The 17,080-nt window shown below is 34.0% G+C and carries 20 protein-coding genes; 5 read left to right on the top strand and 15 right to left on the bottom strand.

What is annotated here, in order from left to right:
• Positions 1–24: 24 nt before the first annotated feature.
• Positions 25–1,314 carry an extracellular solute-binding protein gene (locus tag MKX96_RS10270; protein ID WP_340883492.1) on the bottom strand — a complete coding sequence of 430 codons (1,290 nt, stop codon included), beginning with the start codon at positions 1,312–1,314 and terminating at the stop codon, positions 25–27.
• Positions 1,315–1,628: 314 nt separating this feature from the next.
• Between MKX96_RS10270 and MKX96_RS10265 the strand changes: the two genes are divergently transcribed.
• From MKX96_RS10265 to MKX96_RS10255, 3 genes are all read left to right on the top strand, one after another.
• The gene (locus MKX96_RS10265; protein WP_340883491.1) at positions 1,629–3,377 is read left to right on the top strand and encodes a glycoside hydrolase family 13 protein; all 1,749 of its coding nucleotides are present in this window, start codon (positions 1,629–1,631) and stop codon (positions 3,375–3,377) included.
• A 293-nt stretch (positions 3,378–3,670) separates the two neighbouring features.
• The gene (locus MKX96_RS10260; RefSeq protein WP_340883490.1) at positions 3,671–4,561 is read left to right on the top strand and encodes a hypothetical protein; all 891 of its coding nucleotides are present in this window, start codon (positions 3,671–3,673) and stop codon (positions 4,559–4,561) included.
• 27 nt (positions 4,562–4,588) lie between these two features.
• On the top strand, positions 4,589–4,789 hold the full coding sequence (locus MKX96_RS10255) for a hypothetical protein (protein ID WP_169359134.1): 201 nt from the start codon (positions 4,589–4,591) through the stop codon (positions 4,787–4,789).
• Positions 4,790–4,800: 11 nt separating this feature from the next.
• Here MKX96_RS10255 and MKX96_RS10250 read toward each other — a convergent pair whose 3' ends face one another.
• The 8 genes from MKX96_RS10250 to MKX96_RS10215 all read right to left on the bottom strand — a co-directional run bounded on the left by MKX96_RS10250 (position 4,801) and on the right by MKX96_RS10215 (position 10,810).
• Positions 4,801–4,989 (bottom strand): hypothetical protein, encoded by a 189-nt coding sequence (locus tag MKX96_RS10250; RefSeq protein ID WP_169359133.1) that lies wholly within the window; start codon positions 4,987–4,989, stop codon positions 4,801–4,803.
• A gap of 682 nt (positions 4,990–5,671) precedes the next feature.
• Positions 5,672–6,628, bottom strand: coding sequence for a tyrosine recombinase XerC (locus MKX96_RS10245; protein ID WP_340883488.1), 957 nt, complete (start codon positions 6,626–6,628; stop codon positions 5,672–5,674).
• A 207-nt stretch (positions 6,629–6,835) separates the two neighbouring features.
• Positions 6,836–7,423: a hypothetical protein gene (locus MKX96_RS10240; RefSeq protein WP_340883487.1), complete on the bottom strand. Its 588-nt coding sequence runs from the start codon at positions 7,421–7,423 to the stop codon at positions 6,836–6,838.
• 339 nt (positions 7,424–7,762) lie between these two features.
• Complete coding sequence (locus MKX96_RS10235; RefSeq protein ID WP_340883485.1) at positions 7,763–8,347, bottom strand: hypothetical protein; 585 nt, start codon at positions 8,345–8,347, stop codon at positions 7,763–7,765.
• A gap of 44 nt (positions 8,348–8,391) precedes the next feature.
• On the bottom strand, positions 8,392–8,781 hold the full coding sequence (locus MKX96_RS10230; RefSeq protein WP_340883484.1) for a GNAT family N-acetyltransferase: 390 nt from the start codon (positions 8,779–8,781) through the stop codon (positions 8,392–8,394).
• 76 nt (positions 8,782–8,857) lie between these two features.
• Entirely contained in the window at positions 8,858–9,295 is a 438-nt protein-coding gene (locus MKX96_RS10225) for a hypothetical protein (RefSeq protein WP_340883482.1), read from the bottom strand.
• A 53-nt stretch (positions 9,296–9,348) separates the two neighbouring features.
• The gene (locus MKX96_RS10220) at positions 9,349–9,747 is read right to left on the bottom strand and encodes a hypothetical protein (protein ID WP_340883480.1); all 399 of its coding nucleotides are present in this window, start codon (positions 9,745–9,747) and stop codon (positions 9,349–9,351) included.
• Between the two features lie 163 nt (positions 9,748–9,910).
• Positions 9,911–10,810, bottom strand: coding sequence for an aminoglycoside phosphotransferase family protein (locus MKX96_RS10215; RefSeq protein ID WP_340883478.1), 900 nt, complete (start codon positions 10,808–10,810; stop codon positions 9,911–9,913).
• 167 nt (positions 10,811–10,977) lie between these two features.
• Between MKX96_RS10215 and MKX96_RS10210 the strand changes: the two genes are divergently transcribed.
• Entirely contained in the window at positions 10,978–11,457 is a 480-nt protein-coding gene (locus MKX96_RS10210) for a GNAT family N-acetyltransferase (RefSeq protein ID WP_340883477.1), read from the top strand.
• Between the two features lie 338 nt (positions 11,458–11,795).
• On the opposite strand, the gene MKX96_RS10205 is transcribed toward MKX96_RS10210, so the two are convergent.
• From MKX96_RS10205 to MKX96_RS10180, 6 genes are all read right to left on the bottom strand, one after another.
• Positions 11,796–12,581, bottom strand: a complete 786-nt coding sequence (locus tag MKX96_RS10205; protein ID WP_340883474.1) for a DUF4097 family beta strand repeat-containing protein — start codon at positions 12,579–12,581, stop codon at positions 11,796–11,798.
• 57 nt (positions 12,582–12,638) lie between these two features.
• On the bottom strand, positions 12,639–13,058 hold the full coding sequence (locus MKX96_RS10200; RefSeq protein WP_340883472.1) for a DUF5391 family protein: 420 nt from the start codon (positions 13,056–13,058) through the stop codon (positions 12,639–12,641).
• 101 nt (positions 13,059–13,159) lie between these two features.
• Positions 13,160–13,753 carry a lysophospholipid acyltransferase family protein gene (locus MKX96_RS10195; RefSeq protein ID WP_340883471.1) on the bottom strand — a complete coding sequence of 198 codons (594 nt, stop codon included), beginning with the start codon at positions 13,751–13,753 and terminating at the stop codon, positions 13,160–13,162.
• Positions 13,754–13,921: 168 nt separating this feature from the next.
• The gene (locus MKX96_RS10190; RefSeq protein WP_340883470.1) at positions 13,922–14,809 is read right to left on the bottom strand and encodes an aminoglycoside phosphotransferase family protein; all 888 of its coding nucleotides are present in this window, start codon (positions 14,807–14,809) and stop codon (positions 13,922–13,924) included.
• 105 nt (positions 14,810–14,914) lie between these two features.
• A complete protein-coding gene (locus MKX96_RS10185; RefSeq protein WP_340883468.1) occupies positions 14,915–15,412 on the bottom strand; it encodes a hypothetical protein in 498 nt (165 codons plus the stop codon).
• A 69-nt stretch (positions 15,413–15,481) separates the two neighbouring features.
• Entirely contained in the window at positions 15,482–16,351 is an 870-nt protein-coding gene (locus MKX96_RS10180; RefSeq protein WP_340883466.1) for a GNAT family N-acetyltransferase, read from the bottom strand.
• A 248-nt stretch (positions 16,352–16,599) separates the two neighbouring features.
• Here MKX96_RS10180 and MKX96_RS10175 point away from each other — a divergent pair, with 248 nt between their 5' ends.
• A complete protein-coding gene (locus MKX96_RS10175; protein ID WP_340883465.1) occupies positions 16,600–16,917 on the top strand; it encodes a hypothetical protein in 318 nt (105 codons plus the stop codon).
• The last annotated feature ends 163 nt before the right edge of the window (positions 16,918–17,080 follow it).

Genomic DNA, 17,080 nt, shown 5'->3' with positions numbered 1-17,080 from the left:
AACATGCCTTTGCAATTTAAATCATCAGTTAGGGTGATTTGTTTCAATATTTGTTTTGATGTTTTTAACTGCATCGTCCATTGCTGCTTGTGGTTGAGCTTTTCCTGTTGCTATAGTTTGTAGTGCTGATGCTGCAGGACCCCATACCTCTGCCATTTCTGGAATGTTCGGCATTGGTACTGCATATTGAGATTGAAGTGCTACTGCTTTTGCCCCTTCGTTGTCTGCAATAATCGGATCGTCGATTAATGTTTTAACTGGAGGTATTTCTTGTGTTGTTTCAAAGCGAATTTTTGCATTTTCTTCATTTGTTAACCACTCTACTAATTTTGTAGACCAATATTTGTGTTCAGTGAATGCAGTTACATGCCATCCTTTAACTCCCATGAACGTTTTCATAGGTTCACCGTTAGGAAGCTTAGGCATTGCAGAAATACCGATGTCAATTCCAGCATCCTTCATGCTTTGGAAAGACCAAGGACCATTCATAACGGAAGCAATTTTTCCTTCGTTAAATAGTCCATCTCTTGTAGAACCACCGCTTTCCCCAATAATCCCTTTAGGGAAAAGACCTTCTGAATACCATTTTTGGATATAAGAAGCTCCTTCAACTGCTCCCTCGTTATTTAAACCAATATCGTCTCTATCTAGAGCTCCATCATTTTCTTTAAAAACGTATCCGCCCATTCCAGCAATTACACCATGTGCAAAATAGAAGTCATCCCAAGTTGCGATAAATCCAAATTGCTTGCCGTCTGTAAAGCCTTTTGAAAACTCATAAACGTCATCCATCGTTTCTGGTGCTTCTGTCATTAGAGCTTTGTTATAAATAAATACAGGTGTTTCCGTTGCTTTTGGAAGACCATAAAGTTTTCCATCATATTTTTGTGCGTTCACAGAAGATTCACTGAATGTAGATAGTACTTCGTCACTTACTTCAATTTCTTGAAGAAGACCTTCTGTAACTACTTGACCAATTTGGTCATGCGGCAAAGTAACAACGTCGGCACCAGTTCCTGATGGACCATCCATACGAAGCTGGTCGCGCATTTTATCTGCCATACCTAATTCTTTAAATTCTACTTTAATTCCATATTCCTTTTCAAAAGACTCAATTGCAGGTTTTAAGGCTACAGATTTATCTGTATCTTCCCATACAACAAGTTTTTCAGGCTTAGCTGGTTCATCCGTATTGCCACTTTCCTTATCACCTGTATTAGATGATCCTGTGCTTGTTTCTCGATCTGGTCCACATGCTGCTAACAAAGCCATCAATAAAACTAGAATCGATAAGAATGATAGTGTTTTTTTCATTTCTTTTAACCCTCCCAATTGTTTATCTCTATTTCTTAAAGTTGTACAACCGTTTGCACAAATAAATAAATGAAAACGCTCACATAAAATTAAATTATGAACATGCTAAGCTACTTATTCTTGTTATTTCTAGTATATTAAGAAAAATAGAATCATAATGTTTCAATAAAATGTTATGAAAGCGATTGCACAACTTATGGTTTTATTATACATTTAAAGTAAGTTTGCACAATACTTTTTTTAATATTTTTAAAAAATATTTTATTTAATAATTTTGAAGTGTAAAGTACTCACTTCTAAAAAGGAGAAATCAAATGGAAAAGTCCGCTGTATTTCATAGACCAGTAGATAACTTAGCTTATTTACTCGATAACAAAACGTTACACATACGATTAAAAACGAAAGCAAATGACCTTCAAGAGGTTTTACTAATTCATGGAGACCCATACATATGGTCAGATGGTGAATGGAAGTATGAAATGGAAAGGATGTACTTAGCTGGCACAGACGGAGTACATGATTATTGGGAGATTAAGATTTTCTCAGAAACAAATAGAATTCGATATGGATTTAAGTTAATTTCTAGTGACGAAGAAGTAATTTATACTGAAAAAGGGTTTTATGCTAATCCCCCTAAAGATTCAGATTACTATTTTTGTTTTCCTTATTTGCACAATACAGACCTTTTTGACGCTCCAGCCTGGGTAAAGGACACAATTTGGTATCAAATTTTCCCGGAGCGCTTTGCTAACGGTGATCCTTCTATAGATCCTCCAACGGCTAAGGCCTGGGGCAGCGAGCCACCCGCTATAAACAATTTCTTTGGTGGGGATTTCGCTGGCGTCATTCAGCATTTAGACTATTTGAGTGATTTAGGTGTAAACGGTATTTACTTCACTCCTGTGTTCAAGGCAAGCTCCAACCATAAATATGATACAATTGATTATTTGGAAATAGACCCACAGTTTGGAGACAAAGAATCGTTGAAGCGACTTGTAAAAGAGTGTCATGAGCGTGGCATTAAAGTGATGTTAGACGCTGTTTTTAATCATAGTGGCTATTACTTCCCACCATTCCAAGATGTTTTAGTTAATGGGGAAAGTTCACGTTATAAGGATTGGTTCCATATTCATAGTTATCCTGTCCGGGGTGGTGAAAGACCGAACTATGAGGCATTTGGTTTTGTCGAGTCTATGCCGAAGCTAAATACTGCCAATCCGGAAGTGAAAAAATATTTAATGGATGTAGGTGCATATTGGATAGAGGAATATGACATCGATGGCTGGAGATTAGATGTGGCAAATGAAGTGGACCATAAATTCTGGCGTGAGTTTAGGGAAACTGTTAAAGCAATTAAGCCTGAAGTATATATTTTAGGTGAAATTTGGCATGACTCTATGCCGTGGCTTCGTGGAGATCAGTTCGATGCAGTAATGAACTATCCGTTCAAAACAAACCTATTTAATCTTTTAGTAAATGAAAGCATTAATTCTACACAATTTGTAGAAAATATAACAAGGGTTTACTATAACTATCCTAAAAATGTTTTTGACTATACATTTAATTTAGTTGGTAGCCATGACACTGCTAGATTATTAACAGAATGCGACGATAATATAGGTAAAGTAAAGCAAATATTTACCCTTCTACTAACTTTCATGGGCACGCCATGTATTTACTACGGAGATGAGATTGGCTTAACTGGTGGTCAGGACCCGGGGTGTAGAAAATGTATGGATTGGGATGAGTCGACACATAATCTTGATTTAAAAAACCATATTAAAGAACTTATTAGTATCCGTAAGCAAGAAAGGCTGCTTGCCAACGAAGGCTCAGTTAGGTTTATCCTTCCTACCACTGATAACGGGATTTTTGGTTATGAAAAGTTCAATGAAAAGTATTCTATTGTTGTGTTATTTAACCCAGAACAATACGAGCAGTCATTGGAGTTGGACATAGCTAGTGAGCAGGTGTTGATGTATAGTGATCCAATGTCTGTCGAGGGTAGTACGGTTACTCTTGGAGGAAATGGTTACGTCATTATTAAATCAAAGCTAACGTGAATTAAGTATATTATGAGGATTTTCCATTAACTATTAATGCACAGCAAAAAGGTCGGATTCCATTCGTTTTGGAATTCGACCTTTTCATTCTGTTAAAATCCTATTTTCATTGGATTATTGAAACAATGTTTTTCAGCATTCCTTCTATTATTCTAGCGTTACTATCATTTTTTGGAGCAACCTTACGTACGATAAAGAGGATTTGGTCATAATTTGGGCTCTGTCACATACAATCAATTGATAGACAAATATACAAAACATGATTTATATATGTATGGAGGTGTAGTCCTTAGATGAGATTCCCAATCCAAGAAAGACGCACTCTATTCCAATGGATAAATATGATAATCCCTTACATTTATACTATTGGGATATTAATCATTGTAGCATGGATGGCCACCTCCTCTCTGCTTATTGGAATTTCTACATGGCAAGAGAACCCCAAGGCATTTTTCCTTCAAAATGTTCAGATTAAAGAAATAGAAGCTGAACAAGTGGTCCAAGAGACTGCTTTTTCGATTATTATAAAACCCTTTGTGCAATCTAATTTTCATCAGGTCATATTTAGAGGCATCTTTTTGCTTTTTATATGGTTTCTGCTTTTTCTGTTGATTCCAGTTGCCTTTAAGAGATTGAAAAGGTTTAAGTTTATGAATTTAGAATTTGAAGTGGACAATATTGAGCAGGCGGCTATTGAAACTGTGGAAATTAGTGGAACAAAGGCAAAGCTCATGGCATATTTTACAGGAGACGATGCCTCAGGTAGGACATTAGAATTTTTGTTCAGATCAGCAATCGATTTCAAAGAGGTCTTGGAGTACTTTTTAGAGGAAACACAAATCGGATACAAAAATTATCCAATCCATGGAGCGTTCTCTTTTCAGGTCTATACAAGAGATACCCCAGAAAAGCTGACCGATTTAATAGAGGAATCGAAGGAAACCGGCGAGGCTGTCGTGTTTAATAAGACAGATGAGTTAAATATATGGAAGAAAAATTATTTAGTTTATCATTTCACGTATGATGACCTAGAATTTATAACCGTGATTGAAAGCTTCACCTATTCATTTGATATTATTGACAAATATCTCTTTGAGCTGCTTCATAAAACTATTGCAAAAAATATTGAAAACATCGAGTACATGGTAGCTTTAACTAACTCGGAACAAATGGAAAACCAATAAATATTTATTTCTTAAGGAGTGTTGAGTATGCTAAGTGAAAAGGTTCCTATTTGCACGGAAGATGTGAGGAGTCGGGCAGCAAAAAAGCTAAGTGGATTCAATGCATCCAAAAAAAGCAACAAACATGTTAAGACGGTAGCAATTACGGGAGACCTAGTTAAACCAATCCATGTAAAAAAGACAGAGCCATTAGTGAAGAGAATTACTTATTTTCAAAACAACAGTTAGTACCCACTATTTTAAAGTGGGTACTTTCTATTTTTTTCTTTGAAATGCTTCGAGTGCTTTTCAGCCATTTCCTGCATAATTGGCGATGGTCCAACCAAGTCTGCTGGATGCTTTACGGGTAATTGGTTTAGCTTTATATCACTAACGTTTTTGAACTTCTCGCCCTTTAGTAAACGATTATATATGTCTCGTATTTTCACTTTTTCCCCTCATTTTTTCAATATTCCTGTTGTAGTATATTCGTTCATGGCAAAATGACTTATGCTATCTCTAAAATAAGCGGAAATATTAGTTTACATAATATTATTATTTCAATCTAAAATAATTTGCTCTGTTTCTTCATTTTGTATAGCCACAGATTAAGGACATTAAAAAGATGATTTCTGTACAATACGGAAATCATCTTCTCTCTATAACCATTATAAAAACACGAACAATAAAAAGATTATAATAATATTTGTATGTATTTATGGAAGAAGTAAGTTTTATTTATGCTGAGGAAAGAGGGTTTTTGGGGATGATATTGAAGTGGCCTCTATAACAATTTAGCAGGATTTTAGTATCTTATCAGTTTCAATCCTCCCTACCTCAGTCCTATTTTTCACTACAATAACTATTAATAATCGTTCGTGTTTCATTGGTGTTCTGTTATTTATAAATTAACTCAATTATATGGAAAAAATGTTTCTCGGTACTTTTATTACAGAGCGGTCAGATGGATTGTTCTATATATTAATTCTCAGATTATAATTACTTACCCGTTTTCCGAACTATACTCTACACCAGATTAATGTATCCCCATCAAACTTATTTAAGTTAAAGATCGAGTCGACCACTTCAATTTGTGAATCAATTAGGTTTACATAATAATATTATGTAAACCTAATTGATTTGATTGAATGGATTGCTCTCTAAAACTTGTTGTATTTCTTTGTCTTCCACATGCGTATAGATTTGAGTCGTGGAAACGCTCGTATGACCTAAAATATGCTGTAGACTTCTTATGTCTGCTCCATGCTTGTACATAATAGTTGCAGCTGAATGCCGTAGCTTATGTGGAGTTATTTTATCATTTTTAAGTCCAGAGTTTACGTTGATCTGCTTCACTATTTTAGCAACGGTTTGTCTTGTTAGACGTGTTCCTTTTTGAGATAAAAATAAAGCATTATTGTCTTTTGCCCTTTGTATAGTTGGTCTTTCCTTCTCAAAATACATTTGAATAGAATTTATACAGGCGTTATTTAAGTATACCGTACGTTCCTTGTTACCTTTACCGACGATTCGAAGGGTTCGATCATGTATCGAATTAAGATCTAAGCTACATAACTCAGAGACACGAAGTCCTAAATTCAAAAACAGCATAATCATGCAGTAGTTTCTATAGTAATGATTGTTCCGCTTTATACCTGCTATAAATTGTTCTGCCTCTACCTGATTCATGTAAATAGGAGACTTTTTCCCGATTTTAGGGCTTTCCAACTCATCTGCAGGATTATCCTCCAATAATTTTCGTTTCCCCTTTAAATATTTGAAAAAAGATTTCAGTGTTGCAACCTTTCTCGCTCTAGTTGCTGCACTATTATTTCTCTGTACCTCACAAAATTCAATAAACATATAAAGATCTTCTAATGTGACTTCTCTTATTCGATCTATTTTAATATCTTTTATATTTACTTCTTCTATTTTGTTTGCTGGAATGTCCTCGTCCATAGATTTTATAAAACGTAAGAACAGACTGATATCATATTCGTACTCTTTTCTAGTTCGAGGAGATTTCCCTTTAATAGTTGTCAAATATACTAAAAAATCCTTTAATAATCTCGGAATTTCTTGTTGCATTTCGCTCACCTCATAACATCCATTTTATCACAAAATAAGGTTCCCAAATATGAATTTGGGAACCTTTTTAAAATTTATAGTTTTACATTACTTTAATTGGAAAAGTTGCTATCTATTAGGGCGCTTGAGATTAGCTCTGAGAGCGTTTTAAATTATTATTTCCGTATAGTAACCCCTAACTGTTCTCTTATTGGAAATTCAGAAAAACTAAGTTGAAAGTTGTAGATATTCCTTTATAGACTCAAAATCCTTTGAAATATATTGCGCGTTTTGTATAGTTTGGTTATACCAAGTAACTATTTGCTCCTTATCTTTCTGCAAGATCTCTTCTCCTTCTGATTCTTTTTGAACTACGAAATTAACTAAAGCTACTCTATCTCTGTAATACAAAATATGTTGCATGAAACGATCTTTTACTTCTGGATTAAATAACTCCCCCATTTGTATAATTCCATTATTTATATGCTCTTCGGCATAAATTGCTGATGCAGTCACTGCAAGTTCTTCCTTAAACGAGTTACTTTTTATCATTTCATTTTTATATTCCTCACATAATTCTTCTGCTATATGGGCGATTTCTAACAAGCTATTCTTGTTAGGCTCATCTAAACTTTTTTTACTATTAAAAACTTCTGCTATTTCTAGTACTTTTTTTAATTGTTGAGTAATGATATCTATTTTTTCAACATTAAAAGCACCATTATTCAGAATACCTTTTGTTTTTTTAAAAACATATAGTCTTTGAAGATAACCATTTAATAATACTAAACCGTTATATTGTGTAGCGGCATTCATTGGTACACCCCTTTTCTATATTTATTTAGACGCTTCCCTTTATAAGAACCTTGTAAACGAGTATATTCCAAAAAGTGGATTTCAGAATCTATTTACTAATTTTTACGCTAAATAAATAGAGTATTATGACATTTATATGCTTTCTAAGGAGTTGATGTGCTCCGGCACAAGATCCATTTGTGGAACCCTTTCTCATTCATCCTTAGCTGATAAGAAATTTCTATTTATGAATAGAAGTTAATTAAAAAATGAGCTAGAAAGTTTTCTCCTGGCTCATTTTACTTTGATATTGTTTTTTACTAAAGTACCTTAGTGCAAGAAGAACTTTTGGTAAATCCACTACTCAAGTTTAAAATTCAAAATACTTCTTCCCTCAACCATTTCTCCATCTTTCCATATGAATTCGAAAGCATATTGATTTCCAATCATTTCTTCATCAACTGTAATTGTTAACGGTGCATTTTCAGGAGACTTTTGTTTTCTACTCAGTTCTTTTGAGTCATCTTCATCGCTATTATTAACGTGTATTAAATGAATTTCTGTTGGTTGTGGTTTTAACGAACTCCAATCAATTTGAAGTCGATTACCAACTTCAACGTCTCCGCTATGGATATTAGGGTAATTGAAATGAATGAATTCATCACAATTATTCCAACATACTTCTCCATACGAGGAATCAAACAGATATTGCACGTTTCCCTCAGCAGACAAAAGGGTAATTTCAGGGGTGACAAGAGCCTTAAAAGCTGGAAGGGAATTTTCTTTATTTTCAACAGTATTTTTTTCAGTCTGTATTTTTTTAGTACTCTCTTGAGATACTTGCCTAGGCTCTTCCTTCTTTTGAGACTCCTGGTTATCATTGTTACACGCGATTAAAACTACTGATAATAACAGAAATATTAAAAGTAATAGTGTTTTTTTCATTTCGCACCCCTTCTTGAAGTAAAGCTACCTATTAGTTGAAGATACTATTCAGTAATTTTGAATAGAAATATAGTGTCTCCATCTTCATTTTTGTTTTCTATATAATTACCATTTGAATATTTACAGATTACTTTTTTCCAAAATATTTGAGCATCATTGTTTTCTTTTATGACAGATAATTCCCACGTTTCTTTATATTTTTCAAATAAATTTATAGCAGCTATTCTCCCTACACCCATTTTTCTATACTTTTTCATAACAAAGAATTCAGCTATCGAAATATAAACATCATTGTTGCTACCATTCGTAATCTTTCTTATTAAAGCAAATCCAGCATATTTACTATTAACTTTAATAAAGAATGGATATCTATTTGGTTCATTCCAATAATTATCTAAATACTTATAGTCATATAAACCAATCTCATTTCTCAATAGTGATACTCATAAGCAATGAAAACCCTCCTTAAAAAAGAATTTCTTCTTCGACTAAACTGCTTTAGTTCAATCACTAAATACCAGAACGTAGATTAAATTTTGCGATCAATTCAATAATGGGGGATGTAAATGTTTCCGGAATCATCGGTGAAGGCAATTCCCCTACACGATTTGTCAAACCAAAGGAGGCTTCCTCAACATTAATCCAGTCTAATTCTGGGACATCTTGAATCTCACCGATAAAATGATAATCTGCTATATAATAATATGTTCCATTGTCATTTTCACAAGCTCTCCATACTTCTGCTTCTTTTCTTGGGTCGATGCCAAACTGTTTAAAAAACAGTTTAATTGCTGGAGATGTGTGAGTGATTACCTTTGTATAATAAATGCATTCAGGGCATCCACAATGCTCTTTATCAGAAATTAGTGGAAGTTTTTCATACAAAGCTTTTGTTTTCTGAACGTCTACGTTAACTATCTGTCCATTTATGTTGAATTGTTCCACCATTCTCACTCCCCCTCTTTCTTGAAGTAGCGCCCGTTAGTTGAATAAAACAAGACTTAGTAATCTTCATAACAACTTACCTGTAAAGCAATACCTAGTTCACCAATTAATTTTATTGCTTCTGGTTCAAATGCAAGATTGCATTGTTCTTCAAACCAAACACCAATAACTAAATCGATATTATCTGCACCACATTCACGTAAAATATCAATATGTTTTGATAAGGTTAAAGCAATCCAATAAAGACCAAAATCTTCTTTACCTTTGAATTCCTTTGGAGGACATAGTTCACCATTGCCGTAATCCGATGGTTTACCTTTGTTTCCTCCCCTCTTTGTAATATCACCAACTTCTATTTTATTTTCTAATCTAATCCCACTTTGTTTTTCAACCACTTTAGGAGAAAATTTCTCACCATAAAAATGACATCGAATATCCATTTCCTTTATCATCATCAAAACCCACTTTTCATTTGTACTAATACAACCTATTTCTTCAATATGAACAGAAAATCCTTGTTCAACTAACCTGCTGAGTTAGTTTAAGTGTAACATTTAACAAACAAAACCACTTCCCTAAAAATGAACCCGAGCTTTTAACATAACCAAGCTAAATAACTTACTCAACTAGGAAGCTACGAAAATGTTGAGTGCTTATGTAAGATATCTCCCAGTTCGGATCCTTATCTTCGATTGCCCAGCAAGCACTCAAAGTTCCCATTATAAAACTAGCTTTAATTAGTTTTTGTTTATCTAAATGTAATAAAGCAGAAATTTTATTTATTCTGTTGTGTATTACTTGTTTCACATCCTGATTTTTCGGAAGATGATTGACCATAAAGGAAGTAAAGTCAAAATATAGATGACCTATCACTCCTTTTGGATCTATAGCTGTCCAACCATGTGAGTCGGAAAATAGGATGTTTTCATGATGCAAATCTCCATGCAAAAGAAATATCTTATCTTTGTTGTTTATAAAGTCGCTAACAAAAGATTTGGCTTCTAATACAAATTCCTTCAAAGGATACTTGTCTGCATACTCACTCCTCAAAAAACGGTCAAAACCTGAGAACCATGTAATGATTTCTGTCATTGAGTATGTTGGATTTACTGTTCTTGGTAGTTTGCTCCATACCTCAACATATGTCTCGATTGCCTCTTCCTCCGGCAAATCAGAAAGCATATTGCCTGGGGATAGTTTTTCGAGTAACATAATCCCATCCTTGTAATCAAATCGAAGTAATTTTACACATCCTGTTCCGTTATATGTAATAAGCGTGTTAATTTCATTAGAAAAATCCCAGTTAGGAACTCCTATTTTGAGAATTGCTTGTGTTCCATCTTGCTGAGTTACGTTTATTACATAGTTATAAGACAAGTTGTCTACTGGTTCCTCTATCGACAACTCCCATTTTTCTTTATATTCTTCTATTACTAGATGTAATCGATTGAGCCATTGCTTTCCTTCTTCTTGGAAAGCTCCTGTTATTTTATCTACAAATGCTGCTGGATACTTCATTTTGCCTTCATCCTTTATTGTTATTTGACCTATACTTGAAAAACTAGTTTTCTCTATTATATTCCTTGTTTATTTTATAAAGTAAGAAAATTTGAATTTTAGAGTTGCAAAAACATAGCACTCTAGTAAAATAAATTAAAATATATAGTATAAGTAGGAGACATAGAATGGAAATATTAATAGAATGTGCAACTTTAGATGATTTTAATTCGATTAATTTATTAGTTAAAGAAGGGCATGACGAACATTCCCTTGCCTTACCAAATATTTTTAGACAGGTCGACCAAGTAATGCCGCACGAATACTTCCATTCGTTGTTAACAAATCCATCCAGTGAAATATTAATAGCGAGGCTTGCTAATGAGGTAGTTGGGTTTGCGGTATTAGAGGTTAAAGATGTTCCTCTGTTCGACTCATTAACCCCAAGAAAATTTGCATATATCAATGACTTTGGAGTGGCAAGCAAGCATAACAGAAAGGGTATTGGCAAAAAAATATTCCATGCATGCCTGGATTGGGCAAAAAGCCATGAAGCCACTACATTGGAACTGAACGTGTGGGAATTCAATAATGGAGCCATTTCCTTTTACGAAAGTCTTGGAATGCAAACAGTAAGCAGGAAGATGGCAGTTCGTATAGATGAATAATCATTGATTGAAGTAGTCTATTATCAAGGTGAAAATTGAGGAAGTTTTAAAGCTAAAGCTCAACTATCAATACGTTGGATATAATCAAATATTATGACCCTTTCTGGTAAGTACATACAACTATTGATTTGCAAGAAATTATTTGATGTGAAGCGCTTCTTGCTTGTACTTTGCAAGGTTGTTACCCATCTCTGCAAGATTCTCTTTCGTCTCCGCAAGATTTATTTACGTCTGTGCAAGGTTTTTATACTCTAGTAGGTTTGATCAAAACCTTACCCATTAAAAAAGAATGAACTATAAAAGTCCATTCTCACTCGTATTATATCTTCTATAAAAATTTATTTAACAGATATACTGCCTAAATCCGTATCCAGCTCAATTTGATACTTGCCTTTGCCATATGTGATGGTTTTATCAGAGGATCCGTAAATATTAATACCACCGAAATCATTGCTTGCTGTAATGGTTGCGTTTGCAGGCTCCTGATCAGAGTTCACTTCAATGCTACCATTATCCGTGCTTAGGCTAATATGCTGATCTAGTGTTTTTGTATCCAACGTGATGGATCCATTGTCTGAATCTGCCTCGATTTTTCCTTCGACATTTTTCATGAAAACTTTACCGTTATTCGTTTCGGCATAGACATCTTTGCCAATAATGTCTTCTAATTCTACTGAGCCATTATCAGATTCAAATATAAGTTGATTTGCCTTAATCTCCTTCCCTTCCACACTGCCATTCGATGTAGACACTATTATTTCTTCATATTCTTTTTCAGGTAAAAAAATGATTAGCTTATTACTACTCGTGTTTATTTCAAATCGAAAATTATTCCACCATTTTTGCTTTAGCTCTACTAATAGAGTATTGTCCTTCACTTTTACCGAAAGATTTTTTCTGTTTTGTTTGGATGAATATTCAACTGACGCATCCGAACTAGACGTAGGTAATACACTAATAGATGCATTATCAGAAGTGACTTCCACATGATCAAACTGCTCAGTTATGGTTGTTACCTTAGCAGCAACTACTTGATAAAATCCTCTTACATTAAAGGCAATATTAATAACAACTCCAACCAATAAAATGGTTATACAAACGTAGACTATCCTTTTTAAATTCATATACTTTCCCTCCATCCCTTCTATGTCAAAGGGGCTGTATTTTGAAACAAATATCAATTAAGCGTAATCGCTCTGCGTTATTGGCTTTGGAATAAAAGCAAGGTACATCCAAAAACTGTTTACGATCAGTAATAAAATACTAATTCCTATTGCTATAAATAGCTGTATTCCTATCGAATAGATCGCACCAATAATCACAAATGCAATGATTAAAAAGAATATGCTAATTGCACCTAATGCACATGCAACAGCCATAATATATTTCATAAAAGAAATACCGACGGAATATAAAAGTAAGGGCACTAGATAGCAAACTAACAAGAATGCTAAACCTAGCCACATGCCCGTTGTTCCAAACTTATTTGAGTTTTCACCAATATCAGCCATTGGAGATAAAGAAGTCACAACTAAGAGGCTACTAAATAAAATTGCGGAAAAAATTGTACAAATAATTAACTTCTTTTTATTGTTTTTCACGAACTCACCACCTTTTTATACCTTTCCTAAATTATAGTAAATGTAGGAATGACCTAAAATAGACCTAAGGCTTTTGTTTACTAAGTCTTAGGTCTGATTATTTATGGATGTTTAGTTTTTTGAAATTTTTCTGACAATAATCGTGTCTGGTCATTTAACAGCTCCGTATATAAGGCAAATTCATCTTTATTTTTTACTTGTATAAAAATGGGTTCCCCAAATATGATGGTAGCTTTTTTCATTTGCTTTAATTCCTTTAAAGTACGAGGTCCCTCATAATAAGCTGGAATAATTGGAGTTTTAGATAGGTTTGCAATTGTCACTGCCCCTCTTTTTAATGGAGCTCCTTCAGAATTACGTGTTCCACTTGGGAAGATTCCTACTACTTCCTTGCTTTTTAATAACTTAACTGGAATTTTAATAGTACTCGGAGAAGGATTGTCACGATCCACTGGAAATGCATTGATTTTACGTAATAGAAAACCAATTACTCGATTGTGAAAAAGCTCTTTTTTTGCCATAAAATGAATTGGTCTTGGAACTGCAATTCCTAATATAACTATTTCCAGCCACCCTCTATGAGTGCATGTGACAATATAGCCCTCTTCTTTTGGCAAACGATCCTGGTGCAATACCTCTACTTTACCAAAAGATCTTACAATAATTTTAGCAATACCTAATACAAACTTATACATATTAACCACCTTGTCATCTACAATTAGTACCTAGTGCCAATTGTAGATGAGTAAATGAAAAAATACTAGACATTTTTATATTTAATAGAAGAATAGTTGCTTATTATATGGTCAGGCACTAGCAAAATTCCCATTCGATATTTAAATGACAGGAGCAGTCTTATTTAGTTATTGATCGGTATACCATTTAGGCATTAAAAGCTCGAAATTATTAAATTGGTCTAATGTAAAACGAGTAAATGTTTGAAACTTTTCTTTTTGTTTAATAGCAACTTGGTGACCCCATACTTCTGCAGAAAGAAGATGTACTGCAGCATAAAAGCGGTGTAATTCCCAAAAGCTATGCGGTATTTCTTCTTGGTAATGATATCCATCTATAACTCCCTTTGAGTAAAATTTACTAACCTGTACATTAAAGTATTCAAGTTTATAAAATTCATTGATCGGGTCTGCATATCTTATTTTTTGCATATCGATTAAACCACTAAATTTTTCGTCATCTATTAAAATATTACCAGTGTGAAAGTCATAATGCTGAATACAGCTTGGTCTTCCTTTTAACAGGTGAATTTGACTGTCTATAAAAGGAAGTATGCAGTTATAATCAGGATTTGCCTCTACTATAGGTAGAAATTGAGGTGTCAATTTTATAATACGCTTTGTCCATACTTCCTCCCAACAAGGAGTATTAGGTGGAGCTGTGATACTATGCATTTTACGGAGTGTTTCTCCAACCTGTATACCTACTTGATATTGAACCTTTTTTGATAGAGTAGGAAGTTTCATTTCTCCATTTTCGCCTTTTATGTAATCTAAAATTACGTAACTTCTATCCTCTAAAACCCCAACCTCATAGACACATGGGATATGGTGGTCTAATTTATGTACTTTATTTGTGAGCTCGGCTTGATTTTTTAATTGTTGAAGATCTGTATTACTGGATAAACGAAGTAAATATTTTTGATCTACACACCATTTCTCGTCCTCTGAGTAACCTTCCTCTATTAGTTGGAAAGACGAGTAGTTTTGGAGGAAATGTATTTTGTGAAACTCCATAATTAGCACCCTTCCTAAAATTAGTTTAAATAGCAAAGGCACTAACCAAAGCTAGTGCCCCTACAAAGATTTATTTCTTTCATATTGAATATATATGTAAGTTACCTATTCAATAAACTCAAGTATTTCCGGTGGAACTGTCATAAAAATTAGGATTTCTGCATTTTCATATGGCCTATTTGCTAAATAATCCTCGATACTGATCATGCTTTCCCAGTATTGTTTTACTAAGGTTTCCTTAGAAGGGAGCCCCTTAGTAAAATAACCTCCCCCTGTTTCTTCTTTCATATAATCGTCCTCTATGTAAGCAAACAAATCACTAGAGATTTCTCTATTAAAAATGAGGATTTTGTTAGTGAAAATAGGAAACTTGAAATAAGGCTTGGAAGGTTCCGTAAATTCTGCTCCTATTGCTTGACCAAAATCAATCCATGTCGGTGCACGTAGTGGTCTATATTTTTCTGTTACTTTAGAAAACAAGCGTCCTCCGTTTGTATAGGAACCTGTTTTTGTAGAAATATTTAAACCATGTTTCAATGCTTGCTCTGGATTGATGTATTCATTACTATCTTGCTGGTATCCTACATAATGGTATAATTCCATTTGTTATTCCCCTTTAATATATGTTCATAATTAGGAAGTTAAATTTATTTACTTTATTAAGTCCCAAGATCACTTCCTATAGGCGACTAGCTCACTTTTTAAATCAAAACCACATGACTTATAAAGACCTAACGCTTCGTCGTTACCAGAACTAACGCTTAAAGTAATTTCCGTAATACTTTCGTAGGAAAATAAGTATTGTAAGGAAGCTTGCAGAAGCTGGGTCCCTACTCCTTGTTTCTGATATTCAGTAGAAACTGCTATATACTCTATTGTCCCATCGTTAAAACTAGGCCCTGCCTCTACATAAACATAACCTTTTATTTTTTTATTTCCGTCTCCTACCACCATTAGTCTATTATGTTTGTCCAACCTACTTAAAATTTCTGAACTATTATAGTAGGTCTCTGGAAACGTAACAGTGTGAAGGGCTTCAAATGATTCTTTAAAAGAATGGTCGTATTCAACCACTTCTGTACTTTTTGAACAAAAGTTCTCTTTTTTTACTGTTAGGATCAAATGCTGACCGGTTTCCACTCCGCCAGTTTCACGAATATATTCTCTTGTACGAAAGTTTTCCTTACCGACAAAGAATTCGAAGGTTTTAATTTCAAAAGGCAGCTTTGAAACCAAGTGTTTCCACATGGCATCTGCTATTTCCTTATATTGCTCTGACTCTAAAACAAATGGTCCCCATACCTCAATGGTTCTCTCTTCCTCATCTATGTCAAAGCCGAGAGCTCCTTTAATTGTCTCTTGCTCAGAGGCTACAGCAAAGGAGTGCTCTAAATCCAAATCAGAAAACTCATGAAGTATTGTATATTTTATTTCCTCCGCGTCTTGTCCACAATAGCCGATATGATACTTTGCTTGATTGTTGAGTGTTTCAAGAAATGCAGAAAGCTTTGTTAAATTTGTTGCCTTGTTAATTTCAACCATGTAATTGCCTCTATTCTCGTTATAATATAAATATTCTAATGAAATATGGTTACGACCTTCACCTATTATTAGCCTAATACAGTAATTCTATAAATAAGATAGAAATCCTCTTAAATTATAGGACGCTAGTAAAAATTACTAGTAGAATTTTTGAATAAAACATTTAGCTTAAGGTTCGTGATTAGAGAAGCATAACTAATTATGTTAAAATTAGAATAATAAGAAAATTATAAGGAGGGAGATAAAGTATGAACTACATTTTGGACATGGCGCGTATTTTACTACCTATTATAATAGTAGGTGGAATTGCAGTGTTTGTTATTCTTAGAATGAAATATAAGTATGAAAACGGCACACTTGGAAAAAAGAAAACAAAAAGTAGTCAAAATTTGCTGGATAGTTTGATACCACTTGGAATGATGATTGGATTAGTATTTGCCATCGTTTTAAACATGTTTACCACAGTTTCGCTTCTATCAGCTATTACATGGGGACCGGGATTGGGCTTATTAGCTGGGTATTTAGCTTATGAACAGTACAGTAAAAGTGACAGCTATTCCTATTAAATCGTGATATGTTCACTAAAATAAAAGTTACCTCAAAATAAAGCATGGTTGTTTTCCGTTCCCGCTGCTTTCCGAGGGCACGACTTCAATCTTCTCGTCGCTTCGTTAGCTTATTCCCCAGGAGTCGCCCCTCCGCTCCAAACAACGATAATAGAGGGTTATT

Origin of the sequence: Psychrobacillus sp. FSL W7-1493 (assembly GCF_038004905.1) — a bacterium.
Taxonomy (GTDB): domain Bacteria; phylum Bacillota; class Bacilli; order Bacillales_A; family Planococcaceae; genus Psychrobacillus.
Note: the sequence above shows the minus strand (reverse complement) of the source record. Positions and strands in the feature narration are given on the sequence as shown.